At 70.1% G+C, this 18,953-nt stretch carries 18 protein-coding genes; 9 read left to right on the top strand and 9 right to left on the bottom strand.

Translation table 11 applies throughout. The features are described 5' to 3' along the window. The first annotated feature begins 291 nt into the window (after positions 1–291). The gene (locus V1457_RS27145; RefSeq protein ID WP_338605131.1) at positions 292–2,136 is read left to right on the top strand and encodes a DUF4157 domain-containing protein; all 1,845 of its coding nucleotides are present in this window, start codon (positions 292–294) and stop codon (positions 2,134–2,136) included. Between the two features lie 138 nt (positions 2,137–2,274). Here the strand turns inward: V1457_RS27145 and V1457_RS27140 are convergent, their stop codons facing one another. Then, complete coding sequence (locus tag V1457_RS27140; protein ID WP_338597810.1) at positions 2,275–3,249, bottom strand: chitinase; 975 nt, start codon at positions 3,247–3,249, stop codon at positions 2,275–2,277. 48 nt (positions 3,250–3,297) lie between these two features. Next, on the bottom strand, positions 3,298–4,344 hold the full coding sequence (locus V1457_RS27135) for a chitinase (protein ID WP_338597809.1): 1,047 nt from the start codon (positions 4,342–4,344) through the stop codon (positions 3,298–3,300). 289 nt (positions 4,345–4,633) lie between these two features. On the opposite strand from V1457_RS27135, the gene V1457_RS27130 reads away from it, so the two are divergent. Next, entirely contained in the window at positions 4,634–5,551 is a 918-nt protein-coding gene (locus V1457_RS27130; RefSeq protein WP_338597807.1) for a M15 family metallopeptidase, read from the top strand. Between the two features lie 62 nt (positions 5,552–5,613). Here the strand turns inward: V1457_RS27130 and V1457_RS27125 are convergent, their stop codons facing one another. The 4 genes from V1457_RS27125 to V1457_RS27110 form a co-directional block, all read right to left on the bottom strand. Beyond that, positions 5,614–5,943: a DUF3140 domain-containing protein gene (locus tag V1457_RS27125; protein WP_338597805.1), complete on the bottom strand. Its 330-nt coding sequence runs from the start codon at positions 5,941–5,943 to the stop codon at positions 5,614–5,616. 22 nt (positions 5,944–5,965) lie between these two features. Next, positions 5,966–6,535 carry a hypothetical protein gene (locus tag V1457_RS27120; RefSeq protein ID WP_338597803.1) on the bottom strand — a complete coding sequence of 190 codons (570 nt, stop codon included), beginning with the start codon at positions 6,533–6,535 and terminating at the stop codon, positions 5,966–5,968. Between the two features lie 31 nt (positions 6,536–6,566). Then, a complete protein-coding gene (locus V1457_RS27115) occupies positions 6,567–6,731 on the bottom strand; it encodes a CDGSH iron-sulfur domain-containing protein (RefSeq protein WP_307850184.1) in 165 nt (54 codons plus the stop codon). A 70-nt stretch (positions 6,732–6,801) separates the two neighbouring features. Beyond that, positions 6,802–7,440 (bottom strand): HemK2/MTQ2 family protein methyltransferase, encoded by a 639-nt coding sequence (locus V1457_RS27110; protein ID WP_338597800.1) that lies wholly within the window; start codon positions 7,438–7,440, stop codon positions 6,802–6,804. Between the two features lie 108 nt (positions 7,441–7,548). On the opposite strand from V1457_RS27110, the gene V1457_RS27105 reads away from it, so the two are divergent. Both V1457_RS27105 and V1457_RS27100 read left to right on the top strand, forming a co-directional pair. Further along, positions 7,549–8,697, top strand: coding sequence for a glutamate--cysteine ligase (locus V1457_RS27105; RefSeq protein ID WP_338597798.1), 1,149 nt, complete (start codon positions 7,549–7,551; stop codon positions 8,695–8,697). After that, entirely contained in the window at positions 8,694–9,692 is a 999-nt protein-coding gene (locus V1457_RS27100; protein ID WP_338597796.1) for an iron-containing redox enzyme family protein, read from the top strand. The genes V1457_RS27105 and V1457_RS27100 overlap by 4 nt, the downstream gene beginning before the upstream one ends. Before the next feature lie 88 nt (positions 9,693–9,780). Here the strand turns inward: V1457_RS27100 and V1457_RS27095 are convergent, their stop codons facing one another. Next, a complete protein-coding gene (locus tag V1457_RS27095) occupies positions 9,781–9,948 on the bottom strand; it encodes a hypothetical protein (protein ID WP_338597794.1) in 168 nt (55 codons plus the stop codon). 167 nt (positions 9,949–10,115) lie between these two features. On the opposite strand from V1457_RS27095, the gene V1457_RS27090 reads away from it, so the two are divergent. From V1457_RS27090 to V1457_RS27070, 5 genes are all read left to right on the top strand, one after another. Beyond that, a complete protein-coding gene (locus V1457_RS27090) occupies positions 10,116–10,541 on the top strand; it encodes a pyridoxamine 5'-phosphate oxidase family protein (protein WP_200071642.1) in 426 nt (141 codons plus the stop codon). A 789-nt stretch (positions 10,542–11,330) separates the two neighbouring features. Next, entirely contained in the window at positions 11,331–13,940 is a 2,610-nt protein-coding gene (locus V1457_RS27085) for an NB-ARC domain-containing protein (RefSeq protein WP_338597793.1), read from the top strand. A gap of 597 nt (positions 13,941–14,537) precedes the next feature. Further along, positions 14,538–14,807: a hypothetical protein gene (locus tag V1457_RS27080; RefSeq protein ID WP_200071640.1), complete on the top strand. Its 270-nt coding sequence runs from the start codon at positions 14,538–14,540 to the stop codon at positions 14,805–14,807. Next, positions 14,800–15,402 carry a DUF6879 family protein gene (locus V1457_RS27075; protein WP_200071639.1) on the top strand — a complete coding sequence of 201 codons (603 nt, stop codon included), beginning with the start codon at positions 14,800–14,802 and terminating at the stop codon, positions 15,400–15,402. The genes V1457_RS27080 and V1457_RS27075 overlap by 8 nt, the downstream gene beginning before the upstream one ends. 118 nt (positions 15,403–15,520) lie before the next feature. Next, positions 15,521–17,818 carry a tetratricopeptide repeat protein gene (locus V1457_RS27070; protein WP_338597790.1) on the top strand — a complete coding sequence of 766 codons (2,298 nt, stop codon included), beginning with the start codon at positions 15,521–15,523 and terminating at the stop codon, positions 17,816–17,818. Here V1457_RS27070 and V1457_RS27065 read toward each other — a convergent pair. Both V1457_RS27065 and V1457_RS27060 read right to left on the bottom strand, forming a co-directional pair. Continuing rightward, positions 17,800–18,633: a methionyl-tRNA formyltransferase gene (locus V1457_RS27065; RefSeq protein WP_295141990.1), complete on the bottom strand. Its 834-nt coding sequence runs from the start codon at positions 18,631–18,633 to the stop codon at positions 17,800–17,802. The two genes, V1457_RS27070 and V1457_RS27065, sit on opposite strands and share 19 nt — an antisense overlap. A gap of 74 nt (positions 18,634–18,707) precedes the next feature. Then, the gene (locus V1457_RS27060) at positions 18,708–18,890 is read right to left on the bottom strand and encodes a hypothetical protein (RefSeq protein WP_200071636.1); all 183 of its coding nucleotides are present in this window, start codon (positions 18,888–18,890) and stop codon (positions 18,708–18,710) included. Positions 18,891–18,953 lie beyond the last annotated feature (63 nt).

The following is an 18,953-nucleotide window of genomic DNA, read 5'->3' as shown; positions in this document are numbered from 1 at the left end:
CGCGCCGGTGTCGAGCGCGTACCTGGAACGGGGTGCAGGGCTGCCCTTTCGGGCAACGGGTTGTGTCCGTCGACGGCTATCGATTCCGTGCCGTTTCTGCTGCCATGCGGGAAAGCCCTCTGGCGGAAGGTCTTGATCCGGGACGGAGACGGGCGGATGTACGCACACGAGCAGGATCCAGGACGGCGGGACGTGACGACCCGATCGGCACGGCGAAACCCGGTGGAGGGGTCGGCACCGGGACTGCTCGCACTGCAACGCCTGGTGGGTAATGCCGCAGTCGCCGGATTGGTGCAGCGCACCGCCGTCGATCGGGCACTGGGTTCTTCGGGTGCGCCGATGGCCGGGCATGTTCGCGCGGACATGGAAAAACGGCTCGGTGCGGATTTCTCCGATGTCCGCGTGCACACCGGATCGGAGGCGGCGAGCGCCGCGCATTCGGTGCAGGCGAGAGCCTTCACCGCGGGTTCGCACATCGTTTTCGGCCGAGGCCATTACGACACCACGTCCGCAGTGGGCAAGCACGTACTGGCACACGAGCTGGCGCACGTCGTGCAGCAGCGCACCGGGCCGGTCTCCGGGACCGACACCGGTGACGGGATGAAAGTTTCCGATCCGGGCGACCCGGACGAGCGCGCCGCCGAGGCCGACGCCACGCGGGCGATGCGCGGCGATCCGGCACCGGAACGGGACGCCCGGACGGCCGGGCCGAATAGCGGCGGACCAGATGTCCTCCAGCGCGCCGTCGGTGCCGAGCTGGAGGAGAACCATTGGCGCGTCAAGGATGAAGCGGGCAAGCCGGTCCCGAAAGGCACTGCGTTGGTGCACCGTCCGTACTTTCAGCTGCAGGCCGAGTTCGGCGGGGCGGAACAGTCCAACATCGAGATGGTGACCAACCCGCCGGGCGTGGTGAATCGCAACGAGTGGGACAAGATGCTGAAAGGAATGATCGCGCTCAAAGACGAATTGCTGAAGCAGCGTCGCCAGTTCTCCGCGGGTGTGCTGAAAGGTGGTGTGGACGAGTATCAGCTGCTGCCAGCGGGAATTTTCTCGCCGAGTGTGCAGGTGACCGCCGGGGTACCGCTCGCGGCGATGCACCAGCTGTTCACCGAATTGGAGGGACTCGGGGTCAAGATCACGCCCCGGGGTGATGTTCCGCAACAGCGACGTCCGGAAGGTGAAGCGCAGCGTCTCGGACCTGTCGTCGAACCGAGCAAGGATCTGCTCGGCTTCATAAACCTGCTGGACAGCTACCTGGAACAGGGTGCTGTGGACGCGAGGCGGACCTTTCCCAAGGGCGTGTTCCCCGTGCTGGCGCGCACCGATTTCGCGGCGATGTTCGGGATGTTGCCCGAGGCGGAACGGAACGCAATCGCGGCCGATGTGGACGCCTGGGTGCGGTTGGTGGCGGAACGACCCGAGCTCAAGGATCCACTGGAAGAGGATCGGCTGCTGAACCAATGGTTCGACGACCCGATGGACGACAGCCGAGCCATGGAGATCACCACCACCAGGACCGAGTGGCTGACGGAAATGGTTCCGCGCGACGGCCGCCCGGGACGGGATCTGCTGACCGCGCACGGCAAACTGGGCCCGGACGATGCGGGGCTCACCGACAGGGAGAAGGCCGAGCGACTCGCGGCCGAGGTGCGCCAGGACGTCAACCCGAAGCGCCGGGACGTCATCCCGAAGATCGGCGAGGGCGTCGGTCAACGCCCGTCGACCGAGCCGATCCCCATCCCGGAAGAAGGGCACGAGCTGCGAAAGCTGATCGACGAACTTCGTGAACTGTATGCCGGGATGGGGGCGCTCAAAACCAGGACGGACCAGGTGAAATACACCGGAGCCCGCTCCATGACTCCTGCGGCCATCGTCGAAATCAGGCAGACCGGGTCGGGGAAGTGGGAGCACCAGCTCGAAACGGTCTACCAAGCGGTCGAGCACGCCATCTCGACCGGTGGCACTTACACCAACGAACTGACCGATGAGCAGCAGCGCTTGCGCAGGAGTGGTGAGCAGGAGCGGAAAGCGGCGACGAAGTCGCTGGCACACCGGATCAAGATCCGCGTCAAGGCTCTCCTGCAAGCTGCCCGGCCGGACAAGGCCGGAAAGCGGCCGGCCGGGCGAAACGGCTGATCGCGCCGCGCTGCGCCGGTTCGTCGTTGCGCCCGAGGTGACGCGACCGCACCAGACGCGGTAACCGATCATCGTGCAAGCCGAAGGGCCGTCCCCGGGTGGGAACGGCCCTTCGGCTTGTGGTCGATCGGTCCCGGATCAGCCGGTGAAGTCCTGGAGGATCTTGGTGAACTCGTACGGCTGCTGGTCGATGCTGCTGCAGGTTGGGGAGACGCCGCCGCCGGGGCAGCTGCCGTTGTCCCGGCCGGCGGACCAGAACGACAGCAGCCCGATCTTGTTGGTGTTCGCCCACTCGACGAGCTGCCTGGCGTTGTCCTGGGTGAAGACGTTGCCGTTGTAGTTGCGCCCGATCATCGGCGTCACGCCCAGCTTCGCCTTCAGGTCGGCGTCGCTGAGGTCCGGCCAGATGCCCTTCATCTGCTTGAGCGTGCTCTCCGCGGCGGCGATCACCGCGTCGCCCCATGGCTTGCTGGAGCCGAACTCCATCGCCATCGGGTTCACGGTGACGTCGACGCCGTGCGCGGCCGCGCTCTGGAGCACCTGCAGCGAATACGGGTCCACGCCGGTTTCGTCGCCCTGCACGCGCAGCGTGTAGCTGACCTCGGTGCCGCGTTCGGCCTGCAGCTTGGCCAGCGCCTCGTTGACGGTGTCCTGCGGGATGTTCGCCTCGACGTCGACGTCGAGGTGGTTCGAGCCGGTGGCGTCGAGGATCTGCTTGTAGGCGCCGAGCAGTTCGTCGGCGGTGCCGCAGACGCTCTCCAGGTACGGGCCCATCGCGCCACCGGTGGCGACGGCGACTTCGCCGCCTTGCGCCCGCAGCTGCTCGATCTGGCCGAGGACGGCGGGATCGTCCAGCGCCTTCTCACCGCCCCACATCGGGGTGCATCCGGCGGCGCTGCCGAGCACGAACGCCAGCGTGAAGGTCTTCTGCCCGGTGGCTTCGGCGATCTCGGGCAGGGTGGGCTTTTCCTGCGTGACGTCTACGTACGGCGCGGTTTTCAGCGCAACGGGCTCGGGTGCGGCGGGTTCGGGTGCGGCGGCGCTCGCGCCCGCGGTCAGCGGGAGCAGCGTCCCGGCGGCGAGCACCGCGAACAGCTTGGTGAACAGTTTCATGCTGGTTCTCCGGGGAATCGCGGGTGGGGGATCACTAGTACTGCTGGATCACTGGTACCGAGAAACGATCTTGGTGAATTCGTAGGGCTGCTGCTCGACGCTGCTGCACTTGCCGTCCGCCCAGCCGACGGGCTCGGTGCAGACCCGGTCCCGGTTCATCGACCAGTACGACAGCCGCCCGATCCGGTGCTGCTCGGCGTAATCCACCAGCGCGCGGAAGGTGTCCTGGGTGAACAGCTCGCTGGGCTGGTCGGTGTGGCCGTTCATCAGGATCACGCCGGTGCGCGCGTAGGCGGCCGCGTCGTCGAACTCGGGGTGCAGTTCGCGCAGCTGGCGGTGGAAGGCTTCGGCCACCGAGATCGCGCTGTTGGCCATGTCGTTGCCCGGACCGCCGTAGTCGAAGTCCATGATCTTGAACAGGTCGATCTCGGCGCCCATGTCCTTGGCCCGCTGGATCTCCGCCTTGCCCGCCTCGTTGAGCCCGACGCTGGTCATCGGCAGCGTCAGCGTCACGTGCAGGTCGGGATTGCGCTGCTTGAGGGTCTTGACGGCCGCGAAGCGCTTGGTCTCCCCGGGCACGTCGCCGAGGTCGTCGCCTTCGATGTCCAGGTCGATGTGCGTCAGCCCGTACTTGTCGATCACCTGCTGGTAGGCGTCGGCCAGCGCCGCCGCGTCCGGGCAGGCGGCACCGAGCTCGATGCCGTTGTAGCCGCCGAACGACACCGACACGTCGCCGCCCGTCTGGCGCACCGCGTCGACCTTCGCCTTGACCGCGGTGTCCGCGGCGACCTCCTGGCCGGGCTTGCCGTCCCAGGTGGGGGTGCAGCTGCCTGCGCCGGGTGCGAGGACGAAGGCGAAGACGAAGTCCTTCTGCCCGCTGGCCCGCATCGCTTCGCCGATGTCCTGCGGGTCGCTGTCCAGCGGCATGTAGTACGGCGCGGTGCGCAGGTCGCCCGGTGCGGCGGGCGCTGCCGTGGCCGGTGCTGCCGTGGCGGGCGCTGCGGTGGCGGGCGCTGCGGTGGCGGGCGCTGCGGTGAACGGCAGTGCGAGCACGCCTGCCAGCAGCGCCGCCCAGTGGATCGGTCTGTTCCTCACGGAAGTGCTCCCGTCTCCCGGCCCGGCCCATCGGACCCGGCGGTGGTGCGGTGCGGAGCCTCCGGCGCGCGGCGCGTTCGGCGCGGCTCGTGCGCTGCGGGTCTCCGCTGCGGGCTGGCAGGAACTTAGGTGGACTAGACCACTGAGTCAATGGATCACGACCGCATCCGGGTGAAGGTTCGGCCACCCTCCGCAGCCCGGCCGTCCTTCCGCGGCGTCCCGCTGCGCCACTCGTCCGACCGGGCGAGGTCGCTACCCGCGGCGGCGCGCGAGTGCTAGATACACGGCCATGACCCGATCAGTTCTGCGGCGCCGGCTGCGGGGCGCGGCGCTCGCGGTGGTGATCGTGCTCGGGCCGCTCGCGGCACCGGCGCACGGCGCCGAAAACCCGGCTGCCGCGAGCCACCCCGCCGCGAGCCACCCAGCCCCGAGCCACCCCGCCGCGGACCAAGTCGCCGCGGGCCGGGCCGTCGGCGAGCGGCCGCCGGAAGTCGTCGCGCTGCGCGACATCGACCCGACGATCGCCCAGGAGATCCGGTACGCGGGGTGGCACAACTTCACCGGCGCGCCGGTGCCCGGTTACCCGCGAGCCCCCCTCGGTTACCCGCAAGCCCCCCTCAGTGACCCGCAAGCAGAGTGCCTGCTGACGAGGCAGGCGGCCGAAGCCCTGCACGCCGCGCAGCAACAGCTGGTGCGCAGCGGCCACGGCCTCAAGGTCTACGACTGCTACCGGCCGCAGCGGGCGGTGGACCACTTCGTGCGGTGGGCCGCGGACTCCCGCGACCAGCGGATGAAGGCGGAGTTCTACCCGGCGGTGGACAAATCACGGCTGTTCGCCGACGGCTACATCGACGAGAAATCGGGCCACAGCAGGGCGAGCACGGTCGACCTCACGTTGGTCCGGCTGCCCGCCGCGCCGCAACGCCCCTACTTCCCGGGCGAACCGCTGACGCCGTGCACGGCTGCGCCGCAGCAGCGATTCCCGGACAACGGCGTGGAAACCGGTACCGGTTTCGATTGCTTCGACCCGCTGGCGCACACCGCCGATCCGCGGGTGAGCGAGCTCGCCAAGGCAAATCGGCAGCGGCTCAGCACGACCATGGAATCCGTCGGCATGGCGAACTATCCCAACGAGTGGTGGCACTTCACCCTGGCTGCCGAGCCGTTCCCGGACACCTACTTCGACTTCCCGATCTCCCGCGGCTGACCGGCGGTGAACGGACGGCTGAAGCACGGGCGTGCGGACGGCCCGGTCGACGCGGAATGCGGTCACCGTGCGGGATCGTGGCCCCAATTCATCAGCGAATGGCGCCAAGTCGTGTTCGTGATGTCGCCGGAGGGGCGTTGTGCGAGGTGGCGATTGATGTAGGCGCGCACTCGCCGCATGTGCGCCAGGTCGTCGTCGGTGTACTCGGAACGGTTCTTGCGCAGCAGCGCGACGATGCGCCTGCCGGACTCGTGGCCCTTGGTCTCGCCGTCGCCGCCGGGTTGGCCCGCGTTCTTCGATTCAGCACGGGCCAGCCACTGTTCGAGCTCCTTCGGAGTCATGTTCACGAGCCGCTCGAAGTCGGTGGCGACGTCCTGCTGTTGCCGGTTCATCCGGGACACGCTCCCTGGTGGCTCAACCTCTGCGGGTGATCTTGTCTAGCTGGCGCAGCACGGTCTTGCGCGCTTTGTGCTCGCGCTCGTGCCGGAGTGCCTGCTGCGCCTCGGGCGCGGTCAGCTTCCGCGCGCGCTGGGCCGCCTCGCGCGCGGAGAGCGCGTCCAGCTCGGCGACCTTGCGCGCGGACTTAGCCGCCTGCGGGTTCGGCGAATGCTGCTCACCGCGCCGCGACCCGGCCCGCTTGGTCCGCTGCGCTTCCCGGCGCTCGTGCGGTGCGAGTTCTTCCCACGCCTGTTCCGGGAGGTAGCGCTCGGTCCGGCCGTCGTGGCGCGCGTTCGCCGAGCCCGACTCGGTCATCCAGCGCTGCTCGGTCCACTCGGCCAGGTCCTGCTGCTGCGCGGTCGGCCGCTGCGGGTGCCGGTAGCCGCCGCCGTGCTTCTCGTACTCCTGGGTGAGCAGCTGGCTCTTGCGCGCCGACCACTGTCCCGGCGCCCCGCCCTTGTCGGCGGCCTTGAGCTCTTCCTTCAGCCGCTCCCGAAGCTCGGGGTGGGTGTAGTCGGCTTCGTAGGTCTTGCGGTCCTTTGCCATGTTCCCGGATACCCACCTCGGGCCGTCGGGTTCACGTCTCGCGGACCCGCTTGCGGTGGCTGGTGTCGCAGAAGGGGTAGTCCCTGCTGCGGCGGCACGCGCAGATCGCCACGGTGAACCGGTCGGAGTCGACCTCCGTGCCGTCGTCCAGCACCAGCCGCACCGGCCCCTCCACCAGCACCGGGCCGTTGCGCACGAGCGTGACGCGGCGTCGTTGCCCGCCCTCCGGGACGGGGTGTCGTTGCCCGCCCGCCGGGGCGGTGCGTTCAGTCCGTCCGGTCCCCACGGATCACCACCAGCTCCTCTTCCCGCTGCCCGGGCATGATCAATCCCGAGTCCTCGAACGCGGTTGCCCGATCGTGCAGCACCGGCCCGAAACCCTGGTTCCGCCGATCCACGACGGCGGCTTTCAGATCCGCGCGGTGCAGGCGTTGCAAGGTCGCGTCCGGATCGGCGAGGGCGGAGTGCACCATCAGCAACGTTCCACCGCGCGCCAGCAGTTCCGGCGCACGATCGCAAATCCGGTCGACCAGCTTCCGGCCGTCCGGGCCGCCGTCCCATGCCCGAGCGCGACGGCGGTCGGGCGCGGAAGGCACGTACGGCGGGTTGGCCAGCACCAGGTCGAACCGCTCCGGGTAGTGCAGCACCAGCGCGTCCCCCCGCCGCACCCGAACCGGCATCAGCAGCGCGTTGAGCCAGGCGGTGACGACCGCCCGGGCGGACACGTCTACCGCCGTCACGCGCGCGGCCCCACCGCGGACGGCCGCGACCGCCAGCGCCCCGGTGCCGGTGCCCACGTCCAGCACGTTGCTACCCGGGTGGATGCCCGCCTCGTCCAGCGCGTCCGTCAGCAGTCGGGTGTCGCCTTGCGGGCGGTAGACACCCGGCGGTTCGAGCAACTGCATAGCTCACGGGGTACCTGCCTCCGCCGCCGCGGAAACCGGGTTTCGCCCGCCGGTGGGGTGGTTATGCCGTTGGCCGATTCGTGCCGGACGCGGCGGAAGGAGCTACGGATGCGGACGCTCGGCGGGGACGATTCCGCGGAGCCGGGCCGCACCGTCGGGGTCGAAGAGGAGTTCCTGCTGGCCGATGCGCACACCGGTGCCCCGGCGGCGCGCGCCGGGGCGGTGCTGGGCGCGACCGGCCGGGACCTCGCGGGCGGAACCGTGCTCCAGCCGGAACTGTTCAGCAGCCAGGTGGAAACGGCCAGCGGAGTCTGCACCGCGCTGTCCGAGCTGGACGCACAGCTGGTCGCCGCCCGCGAGCGGCTCGCCGCGGCCGCGCGGCCCGCCGATCTGCGAGTGCTGGCGGCGGGCACGCCACCGTTGCCCGGATCCGCTCGACCGGCCGTTTCCGCCGGGGACCGCTTCGAGCGGGTCGCGCGCACCTACCGCGCCGCCGTTGCCGACTACCAGGCGTGCGGCCTGCACGTGCACGTCGGCCTGGCGGACCGGGAGCTGGCGGTCGCCGTGCTCAACCACCTGCGTCCCTGGCTTCCCGCGCTGCTGGCGCTGTCGGTGAACTCGCCGCTGCACCTCGGTTCGGACACCGGGTACGGGAGCTGGCGGATGGTGCAGCAGTCCCGCTTCCCCGGTTCCGGCGTGCCGCCGCAGCTGCGCTCGGCCGCCGACCACGACGAGCAGATCGCGAAGCTGGTGGACTGCGGCGTGCTGGTCGACCCGGCCCAGTCGTTCTGGCTGGCGCGGCCGTCCCCGCACCTGCCGACGATCGAGTTCCGGGTGGCCGACACCGCGATCACCGCGCGGGAAGCGGTCGCGCAGGCCGCGCTGTGCCGCGCCCTCGTGCGCACCGCGCTCGGCGAACTGCGCGCCGGCCGGGAGGCTCCGCCGGTTCGCGACCAGTTCGCGCGGGCCGCGGTGTGGTGCGCGGCCCGCGACGGCCTCGCCGGTTACGGCGTCCACGTGTCGCGGGAATGCCGGGTGCCCGCGCCCGATCTGGTGTCCGAGCTGATCGAGCGAGCGGCGCCCGCGCTGGCCGAGACCGGCGACCTGCAACGGGTGCGTTCGGTCGTGAGCGAGCTGGTCCGGCACGGCACCGGCGCGCAACGCCAGCGGGCCGCGGCCGCGGCGGGCGTTCCGGAGCTGCTGGACCTGCTGGCCGCGGGCGCCGATTCCCGCACCGAACGAGGAGCGCACGCATGACGGTCATGACCGATGCCCCCGCACTGCCCACTCCGCGCGGCCCGCTGTCGGCGGCCGTCGTCGACGCGCTCGGGCAGCCCCCGCCCGGCCCGGTGCTGCCGCTGCTTCAGGCGCGCACCGCGGAGCCGTTCGGCGACGACTTCGCCCTCGCCCTGCACACTTGCTACGAGCTGCACTACCGCGGTTTCCGGGACTCCAGCCCGGAATGGGAGTGGGAGCCGGGACTGCTCGGTTTCCGCCGCGAGCTCGAGCGCACCTTCCTGGACGCGCTGCGCGCCGCCACCGGCGGGTCCGACGACGTCTCCGGCGTGCTGGACGACCTGCTGGTGGAACCGGTGCCGGGCAACGGCGTTTCGCACTTCCTGCGGGACGAGGGCGAATGGTGGCAGCTGTGCGAGTACTTCGCGCACCGCTCGATCTACCACCTCAAAGAGGCCGACCCGCACGCCTGGGTCATCCCGCGGTTGCAGGGCCGGGCGAAGGCGGCGCTGGTGGCGGTGGAGTTCGACGAATTCGGCGGCGGGCACGGCGAACGGGTGCACGCGCGGCTGTTCGCCGATCTGCTGGCCGATGCCGGGTTGAACCCGGGCTACCTGCACTACCTGGACGATGTGCCCGCGCCGCAGATCGCACTGGTGAACCTGATGTCGATGTTGGGGCTGCACCGGGGATTGCGCGGCGCGCTCGTCGGCCACTTCAGCGCAGCGGAGATCACCACCGCCCCGAGCGCCCAGCGGCTCGCCGATGCGCTGCGCGGCCACGGCGCCGGGCGAGCGAGCGTGCACTTCTTCACCGAGCACGTCGAGGCCGATGCCGTGCACGAGCAGGTCATGCGCCGTGACGTGATCGGCGACCTGCTCGACCGCGAACCGGGCCTGGCCGCGGACGTGGTCTTCGGCATCGAGGCCACCGGCGTGCTGGAGGGCAGGCTCGCCGAATGCCTGCTGGGTGCTTGGCGGCGCGGCGAAAGCTCCCTGCGCCACCCGCTGCCCTGAGCGGGGCGGTCGCCAGAACCGTTGGGACGGAACGGATCCGGTCCACCCGCAATGTTCCGCCCACAATGTACTGAAGTGTTCGACGTCGTCACGCGAGCGGTGCGTGGGCCCATCCGACGGCGGTCTTCCGGCCGTCCTGGTTCTGCACCCAGACTTCGCTTTGCATGTGTCGTTGCCCGCGGTGCTCGACCGGGCCAAGGATCGCGCCGCGGGCGGTGACCTCGTCTTCGACGTAGAACGGGCAGATGAACTTCACCGACAGGTGCCCGCCGCCGATCCAGGTGCCGCTGTGGCGATGCAGGAAGGTGCGGCATTCACCGTCCGGGAAGGCGTGTCGAACCCGCGCCGGCGGCGTGCTCGTCGTGAGCTGCGAGCTTCCGCGGACGCGGGCGATCGTCGGTGACCGCCGCTATCTTCGAGTGCATGGCACTGTCTGCACAGGAACGAGAGCAATTCCTCGCCGAACCGCACACGGGATCGCTCGCGGTGGCGTGGACGAACGGTCGCGCGCCGATGACGGTCCCGATCTGGTACCACTACTCGCCCGGCGAGGAGCTTTGGATCAGCACCGGGGCGCAGTCGCGCAAGGCCGAAGCGATCCGCGCCGCGGGCCGGTTCAGCCTGCTGGCGCAGCGGATCGAACCGACCGTGCGCTACGTCTCGGTGGAAGGTCCGGTCACCCGGATCGAGGCGGGGAGCGAGGAAGCCTCCCGGCGCATGGCCGAGCGGTACCTGCCGCCGGAGGCGGCCGCGAACTTCGTGGAGTACGAGCGCACGGAGCTCGGTGAGCACGTGACCATCTACATGCGCCCGGAGCATTGGCTGTCGGCCGAGATGGGGTCGTTCTAGCAGGAAGTCCGGTGGCGGTCCCGCACGACCGCAGGCTCCGCCGCTCGCGAACCGGCCCGGAACGCGCGCTGATACCGGCCACAGTGGACACTCCGCGATCGGAGCGTCCACTGTGGCCGATTCATCGGCCGTCGCGGACCAGGGCAATGATTTCGGAATCAATTTGTTTGCGGCAGTGCTGGTTCAGTAAGCAACGATTATTGTTCGTGCGCCCGGCCGAGTTCGGCCGGGACGAACTTGCGCTCGTCATTCGTCGTTCGGAAGCGACCGCTCGTCGATCGGTATGCCCGCTCGTCGCAATCCTGCTCGATCCCGCAGCGAATTCAAGTTCAAGTAAGTTGACTGTCCCGCATCAGGACTGGATTAATCGCCGGTATCGGCGATTGCTGCATATTCCAAAGAAGCGTGTGCGGACGTTGTGCCGGGGAGAAGTGGTAGCGAGCGACAACTGATCAACTTATCGCAGGGGGCGTGTTCGCGCGCCTCCCGGAGCGCACAGCACCGGGCCGAGTCAGGGGTGCGAGCTCGGTCCGCCTCGGGTGAACCGCAACGGCGTGCCCGTTGCGTGCTCGCTGATGGAACCGGCGCCCGGGTGCTTTCGGGCGGAATTCGCGCGCTGCCGGAGCTTCTCGTTCCGCAGCGGTAGCCCATGTCCGCCCGTTCTGCCTGCATCGGACATCGTCCCCGCGATGTCCGGGCAGCGCTTCGGTTCTTCGGCGTTGTGCGGCCGGAACTCGAACTAGTCGGACGTGTGGACCGGTCCGGTCCGCGGAGAGGAACTGTAGATCCTTGTCGGAAAGGTCGGAAGGCGACGACGCCGCAGCGGAAGTGGCGTCGACGTCGAACCAGGTCGGCGACCACGTCGGTCTGGCGATGCAAGTCGGCGGCAGTATTTCCGGTGGTCTCACGATCAACACGGGCGGATCGTCGTCGGTTCGCCCGAGCACCGGAGACTCGTTGCCGATTCCCGCGCATTCCGCGGTGCCTCGCCCGGAGCTGCTCGACGAACTGATCGAGGCATTGCGTGGTGCCGCCGGAACCGAGCTGCCGACCGGCGTCACCGGGGACAGCGGGTTCGGCAAGACCACGCTGGCCACAATGGCGTGCCGCGACGCGCGGGTGGCCGAGTCGTTCCCCGACGGCGTGCTGTGGACGACGATCGGGTACGACGCCGCCGGGCCGGACCTGGCGACCAAGCTCAACGAGCTGTCCGAGCGGTTGTCCGGAAGCCGCCCGTCGTTCACCGGCCCGGACAAGGCCGGTGAACATCTCGGCAACCTCGTGGCGGACAAGCGCTGCCTGCTGGTGATCGACGACGTGTGGCGGCGTTCGCAGCTGGAACCGTTCGCGGCCGCGGGCACGAACTGCCGCAAGCTGGTCACCACCAGGTTCCCGGAGTTGCTGGCGCAGGGCGCCGCGCCGGTGACTGCCGGGGCGATGCAGCCGGACCAAGCTCAGGCCGTGTTGTGCGCGGGGTGGTCGACGCACCATCCGGATCAGGTGGATCCGCTGCTGGCCCGCACGCACGGGTGGCCGTTGATGCTGGCGCTGGCCAATCGTGCCGTGCACAAGTACGTCAACGGCGGGCGTTCGCTTTCCGATGCGGCGCGAAAAGTGGCCGATCGGCTCTCCCGCGGTGCGCAGGAGGTGGACCGCACGGCCGTGACGCAGCGCTGCGACACGGCCTCGGCCATGATCGAGCTGAACCTGTCCCTGCTCGGCGAGCAGCACCGGCAGCGGTGCTTCGACCTCGCGATCTTCCCCGGGGACGCGTTCATCCCGCCCGAGACGTTGCGGACGTACTGGGGTCGTGTCGCGGGCATGACCGCGGACGCGGTCGAGGATCTGCTCGCGCGGCTCGACGAGCTGGCCTTGGTGCAGCGGTGCTGGGTCGGCGACGCACCCGCCGTTCAGGTGCACGATGTCGTCGGTGACTACCTGCGCAAGCGGGTCGGCGCCGAGCTGCCCGAATACCACCGGGCCTTCCTGGGTTCGTTCCAGCCGAAATCGGCGGGGAAATCGGGATCGGGAGCCGCGGCGGTGTCGCCGGAATCCGATCCGTACCTGCGCGCGCAGGGCCATTTCCACCGCCGTGCGGCGGATCGGTCCCAGCCCGGAGTGCAGATCCCGGCGAGCTCCGCGCTGGCCCGGGAATCCGCGGGGCGCAAGGCGTCGCGCGGCCGCCGGGTGCGCCGGACGGTGTTGGTGGGCGTTCCGGCTGCCGTGGTGCTGTCCGCGGGAGTCGCGTTCGCCGCGCAGCTGGACGTCGGCCGCGACGGGACACCGGCCGAACCGCCGCCGGTGCGACAGATGCCGCCTGCGCAGATTCCCGGGCCGCCACCGGCCACGACGCCCAACCCGGCACCCACGCCGGAACCTCCAGCCGCCGCGGAGCCGCCACCGCAGGCACCGCCCGCATCGTCGGCCGAGTGCGACCGCCCCGACTGCGATCTCCCGGCCCGTTCGACGGCTCAGGCCGGGGACGGCAGCCTCGTCACGCTTGGGAGCGGCCCGGGCACGGTGCACCGATACGTGCAATCTTCCGCTGGAACGGCACCGGAACCGGACGGCGATCTCGGTGTGAGCGCTATGGCCGAAACCCGTCCGGTGCTCGTGCCGGACCGCAACGGAAGGCTGGTCGGGTTCGTGACCGACACGGCCGGGAGGCTGCTGTACAACCCGAACGTCGAGCCGGGCGTTCCGTCGCAGGCAGACGACTGGAAAGAGATCGCGACCGGCATGTCCGGCACGCCGGCGGCGGCCCAGGACCGTAGCGGGAACCTCGTGGTGATCACCAGGGACTCCGGCGGGAGCGTCTGGCGACTGGCGCAGAACGAGGGCTGGAAACGCAAGATGCTGGACGGAACGCTGACCGACGAGGACCCGAAGGTCCACCGGGACGATTCGGGCTTCTTGCGCGTGTTCGTGCTGGACAGGAGCCACTACATGCGCACATGGGCGCAGGAGGTCTCCGGCGACTTCAAGTTCCGGGAGCCTCTTCTCGGCAACGCCCAGCTGCACAGTCCACCGGCGGTGATGATGATCGACGACAGGCTGGTGCTGTTCGCGCTGGACGGCAATCGCGCCTTGCGGCAGCTGCCCGAGAGCCGGGACCTCGGCCCCAACCAGTGGCCGCAGGAGTGGTATCCCGTTCCCGAACTCCCAGGCGCCTACACCGGCCTGCCGATCGTGGCGTCCGACGAGTCCGGAGCCGTGAACATCTTCGTCCGCCACCAAGATGATCCGAGCCGGGTGTCCTACGCCCGCCTCGGAGGCATCCCGGACGAACTCGGCACGCGGATGCAACCGATGCTCTCCGCAACGCTCCAAGGCGGCGCGTTGGTCGCGCAAGGATGGCGCCCGGACGGGGCAGCCGTGGTCAGCGAGCCCCCTGGCTGAGCACCTGGGGTGCGGTCGCGGCACCATGACCGGTCCAAGCGCGGACGAACCTCCTGCGCGCTGACGGTCGCGGGCGACCCCCGGCGGCGGAAACCCGGGCCGTGAGCGGAAATTCGCTCACGGCCCGGATCGTCCATAGTGGAACAGAAGCCGCGTTCACCGGACGACCGGATCCGGTGGCCTGCCGACCGGCGCACAGTGCACCCGTGGAATCGTCTCAGCGCGTTCGCGGCCGTGGCGGAGGTTGCAAAGTAGGCGGTCTTCCCGTCCAAGTAGATGAGTTGCGGGCCTGCATCGTGCCGAACGCCCTGGAGATCAGCGCCTGGACTTCCTCGCTGACCGGGTACTCGGTAGCGGTGGCCGCCCAGGAAATCACCTGCGGTTGACCCGAACAGCGGCGACCGATCGACGTGGTGGGTTCACCGAACCGGGCCGGACATCGACTCCGAACGTTGGAACATTGATCGGGTCGCGCCGCCGAGCATGATCAACATGGTACTGTACGCGCCGGTAACGGCACGAACAGTATCGATCGAGCTGTGGACGGCCGGCATTCCGCTCTCCACGCGGCCGTTGGCGGTATCGGAGGTGGGGGAGATGGCCCGGAGCTGGGAGGCGGATCCTTCGTCGCCGCTCGCGCGGCGGCTGGGCAAATCCGCCCGGGAACTGGGAACCAGCGGCGACGACGACGGTTGCCCGGACGTCTGGGAACTGGCCAACGGCGATGTCGCCGTGATCGGCCGCGATCTCACCGGCGAGTACGCAGGCCGGTTGCCGGACGGGGCGATGGTGGCCGCCGACGAGCGGCTCGTGGTCGTGCCGCGCGCGACCTTGCTGGCCGCCAAGGAGGACATCCCCGATGCGTGAGCTGCTGCAAGCGGCGCGCGGTGCGCGGTTGCCGCTGAAGGACTACCAGGCGGACTTCCAGCAGCACTTCTGGCGGATCGGCGCGGCCGGGTTCTGGAAGCTGGAACGGCAGCAGACCTTCGCCGAACCCCGCAGCCCGAGCTGGCAGGCGTTCGCCCGCGGTGCGTGGGACGAGGCGATGCACCGCCTCGAAGACCAGCGCCCGGAAATCGCGGACTACTACCGCAGAATCGCCGAGGCCGGTTTCCGCACCAAGCGCGTCCGGGTGCTCGCCGAACCGCTCACGCCGTACCTGCGCTGGGAGCTGCAACTGCTGCGGTTGCGCAGCGAGTACGGCGCCGGAATGCGCGTGGTGCGCGAGGACCAGGTCGAGCGGTTCGAGGAATCCGGCCCGTTGCCGGAAGTTTGCACGCTCGGCGACGAAGTCATGTACGAGGTCCGCTACGACACCGATGGCGCGCTCGCGGGCGGAATCCGCTACCGCGACCCCGAACTGATCGCGCGCTGCCGCGGCTTCATCAGGGACCTCTACGACCGCGGGGAGGAGTTGGCCGCGTTCGCCGACCGCTCCGGGCTCGTACCGGGCGTGCGGTGACGTGACGGCTGTGCCGCGACGGGGGTGACCCGAGCAGATGGAGCAGGCGCACGGCCGGACGTCCCGGAACCGCTCGGAGATCTCCGGAGATGCTGCCGATGTCGTGCAGGCTGGACGCGTGTACGGCGACGTCCACTTCCACGGCGGCGACCGCGCGCCGGTCGACACGCCGCAGCAACTTCCCGGGAACGTGCGGAGTTTCGTCAACCGCGTCGCGGAGACGGGCGATCTCGACGCGGTCCTCGAGGACGCCGATCCTCCCGGGGTGGTCGTGATCACCGGCACCGCCGGGGTCGGCAAGACTTCGCTGGCGGTGCACTGGGCGCACCGGGTCCGGCACCGCTTCCCGCAGGGCCAGCTGTACGTGAACCTGCGCGGCTACGACCCGGGCGAGCCGGTGACCGCCGGGGAAGTGCTGGACCGCTTCCTGCGCGCGCTCGGCGTGCCGGCCGGGTCGATCCCGGCCGAGCCGGAGGATCGCGCCGCGCTCTACCGCTCCCGGCTGGCCGACCAGCGGATGCTGGTGCTGCTGGACAACGCGGGCTCGGTCGGACAGGTGCGGCCGCTACTGCCCGGGACCTCGGAGTGCCTGGTGATCGTGACCAGCCGCAGCCGGCTGTCCGGGCTGGTGGTGCGCAACGGTGCGCGGCGGGTCGACTTGGGCGTGCTCACCGCGGACGAGTCCGCCGAGCTGCTGCGCGAGCTCACCGCGAGCTACCGCGCGGCCGACGACCAGGCCGAACTGCTGGAGTTGGCGCGGCTGTGCGCCCGGTTGCCGCTGGCGTTGCGCATCGCCGCGGAACGCGCCGCCAGCAGACCGCTGATGAGCCTGGCGGACCTGATCTCCGACCTGCGCGACGAATCCTCGCTCTGGGACGCGCTCACCGCCGAGGACGACGAGGAATCCGACGCCGTGCGCACCGTCTTCGCCTGGTCCTACCGGGCGTTGCCGCAGGACGCGGCGCGGCTGTTCCGGCGGCTGGGGCTGCATCCCGGCCCGGAGTTCGGCACCGACGCCGCGGCCGCGCTGCTGGACGGCTCCACCGCGCAAGCCAAGCGGTTGCTGGACGTGCTGGTCGGCGCGCACTTGATCGACCAGCGTGCGCCGGGTCGCTACCAGCTCCACGACCTGCTGCGCGCCTACGCGGCCGACCAGGCGTTGCACGAGGAGTCCGAGCAGGACCGGTGGCTCGCCGTGCGGCGAGTGCTCGGCTGGTACGCGCGCTCGGCCGGTTCGGCGTTGGGCGTGATCTTCCCGCACGCCCGGCGCCCGGAGTTCGCGCCAGGGGACCGGATCGCATTCGACGACCGCACCCGTGCGCTGGAGTGGTACGGGGCGGAACGGGTGAACCTGGTCGCCGTGGTGCGGGCCGCGGCCGAGCACGGTGCGCACGAAACCTCCTGGCGACTGGCCGCGTTGCTGCGCAACGCGCACGCCAACCGCAACGAGTTCGACGACTGGTTCACCACCGCCCGGATCGGGCTGGCCTCGGCCGAGCAGATCGGTGACCGCTACGGCGCGGCGGAACTGCACGAGAGCCTCGGCAAAGCGCATCTGCAATGCCGCGGACTCGCCGACAGCGAGCGGCACCACCGGGCGGCGCTGGAGATCCGCCGGGAGATCGACGACCGGCCCGGCCTGCTCGCCTCGATCAATGCGCTGGGCCTGGTGGCGCTGCGCGCCCGGGAGCTGACCGAGGCCCGTGCGCGTTTCGAACGCTGCGCAGACCTGGCCCGGCAAGCGGGCGACGTCGGCTGGCAGGCATTGGCCGCGTGCAACCTCGGGGAGGTCCGGTGCGAACTCGGCGACATCCCGGCCGCCGCGGCGCAGCTGAACACCGCCCTGCGCAGGTACCGGGAACGCGGCGACCGCGCCCGGGAAGGCAACGCGCTGTTCCTGCTCAGCCGGGCGCAGCGCGAATCGGGCGACGCACCGGCCGCGCACTCGACGATCTCGGAAGCCCTCGCCCTCGCCGCGGAATTCGGCAACCGCATGTGGGAGGCGTACTGGCTGACCGAGCTGGCCCGGGTGCAGCGCGCGGTCGGAACACCTGGCGAGGCGCTGAGTTCCTACCAGCGCTCCTTGGTCCTGCAGCAACAGCTGGGCGACCGCAGCCGGGAAGCGATGGCGCTGCACGGCATCGGTGAGACCTACCGCGAACTCGGACGTTTCGGCGACGCCGCCGACTTCCACCGGCGCGCAGCAGCGATCCACCGGGAACTGGGCGACGACTGGCAGCTCGCTGCGGCCGCCGATGGTCTCGCAGCCGCCGCAGCAGCCGGTGGTGAGTCGGAGCGAGCGGTGGATTCCTGGCGGGAGGCCGCGGGCTGTCTGAGAGCTTTCGAGGACCCGGTCGCGATGGCGATGCGCGAGCGGGTCGCGCGCCGGATCCGCGATCACTCCGCGCAAGCGTAATCCGTTATCCACAATGGACCGTCCGCGCACTCGACCCGGACACCGTCGCCCGGAGTCGTGCGGGTGCGCAGGATCCGCACCTGCTTCCCGTTCAGCCGCGCGGTCGGGCTCCTTCGCATGAACCGGTTGGTGCGCACCTGGTTGTGGATGTCCGTGGCGCGGTTCGACCAGTCGACGACGGAGAAACCGGGCTCCAGGTATCCGGCCCGAGTGGCCGCCGACTCGTCCTGCGGTTCGCCCTGATCGCCTGCCGCGACCCGGCCCAACGCGGTGCCGAGCAGCTCCCGGACGACCGGTTCGATCCGTTCCCACAGCAGTTCCTGCGTCATCTCCTCGTCGAGGGGAATTCCGCTGCGTTGAGCCAGAATCGGCCCGGCGTCGAGCTGCTCCGTCATGCGGTGCACGGTCACGCCGATCGACGGATCGCCGTTGCGCAGCGCCCAGTGCACCGGCGCGGGACCGCGGTATCGCGGCAACGACGAGGGATGCACGTTGAGCGCGCCGTCCGGCAGGCTCCGCAACAGGTCTGCTGGAAGCGGCCAGTTGAACCCGTAGACCACCGCGAGATCCACCTGGTAGCCGCGCAGCGCGCCGGTCAATCCCGCGGCACTGCCGGGAACCAGGAAGTCGACGTCGCCGGGTATCGAGCCGAGCAGCTCACCGGCGGCCTTCCCGGTCCGCGCCCGCCCGGGCCGCTTCGCCGCGGTGTGCACGTAGGCGACGGGGGCGTAGCCGTGCTGTTCGCAGCATTCGTGCAGCGCGGCGAACTGTTCGGCACCGAACGAGAACAGCGCGGCACGCTTCGTGTCCGACATGCTGTTGATCATGGCACGGCGGCGGTGACCGGGAAATGACCGCCAGGTTCGCGAACGGTGCGGTGCGACCGCGCTCAGGGGCGCTTGCCGAGGCGCTTGGCGTGCTTGCAGTCGGGGCAGGTGACGCTGCCGTGGAAGGTCTTCGTCCGGTACGTGTGCTCCGGGAATGCCTTGCCGCACAGCGAGATCGCCCGGCTGTCCCAGATCGAGACGTTCGCGCGGTGGGTGATGCCGTCGTGCATGACCTCGGCTTGCATGAGCTTACCTCCCAGTGTTGCTTCCTTCTTCCGAGCTAATCCCTCCCCGATGGGACGCATATG

Source organism: Saccharopolyspora sp. SCSIO 74807 (assembly GCF_037023755.1).
Lineage (GTDB): Bacteria > Actinomycetota > Actinomycetes > Mycobacteriales > Pseudonocardiaceae > Saccharopolyspora_C > Saccharopolyspora_C galaxeae.
Note: the sequence above shows the minus strand (reverse complement) of the source record. Positions and strands in the feature narration are given on the sequence as shown.

Excerpts from the sequence above, each read along its gene's own strand:
- V1457_RS27140 (WP_338597810.1), bottom strand. The coding sequence starts at position 3,249 with ATGAAACTGTTCACCAAGCTGTTCGCGGTGCTCGCCGCCGGGACGCTG.
- V1457_RS27130 (WP_338597807.1), top strand. The coding sequence starts at position 4,634 with ATGACCCGATCAGTTCTGCGGCGCCGGCTGCGGGGCGCGGCGCTCGCG.
- V1457_RS27125 (WP_338597805.1), bottom strand. The coding sequence starts at position 5,943 with ATGAACCGGCAACAGCAGGACGTCGCCACCGACTTCGAGCGGCTCGTG.
- V1457_RS27120 (WP_338597803.1), bottom strand. The coding sequence starts at position 6,535 with ATGGCAAAGGACCGCAAGACCTACGAAGCCGACTACACCCACCCCGAG.
- V1457_RS27110 (WP_338597800.1), bottom strand. The coding sequence starts at position 7,440 with ATGCAGTTGCTCGAACCGCCGGGTGTCTACCGCCCGCAAGGCGACACC.
- V1457_RS27105 (WP_338597798.1), top strand. The coding sequence starts at position 7,549 with ATGCGGACGCTCGGCGGGGACGATTCCGCGGAGCCGGGCCGCACCGTC.
- V1457_RS27100 (WP_338597796.1), top strand. The coding sequence starts at position 8,694 with ATGACGGTCATGACCGATGCCCCCGCACTGCCCACTCCGCGCGGCCCG.
- V1457_RS27090 (WP_200071642.1), top strand. The coding sequence starts at position 10,116 with ATGGCACTGTCTGCACAGGAACGAGAGCAATTCCTCGCCGAACCGCAC.
- V1457_RS27080 (WP_200071640.1), top strand. The coding sequence starts at position 14,538 with ATGGCCCGGAGCTGGGAGGCGGATCCTTCGTCGCCGCTCGCGCGGCGG.
- V1457_RS27075 (WP_200071639.1), top strand. The coding sequence starts at position 14,800 with ATGCGTGAGCTGCTGCAAGCGGCGCGCGGTGCGCGGTTGCCGCTGAAG.
- V1457_RS27065 (WP_295141990.1), bottom strand. The coding sequence starts at position 18,633 with ATGTCGGACACGAAGCGTGCCGCGCTGTTCTCGTTCGGTGCCGAACAG.
- V1457_RS27060 (WP_200071636.1), bottom strand. The coding sequence starts at position 18,890 with ATGCAAGCCGAGGTCATGCACGACGGCATCACCCACCGCGCGAACGTC.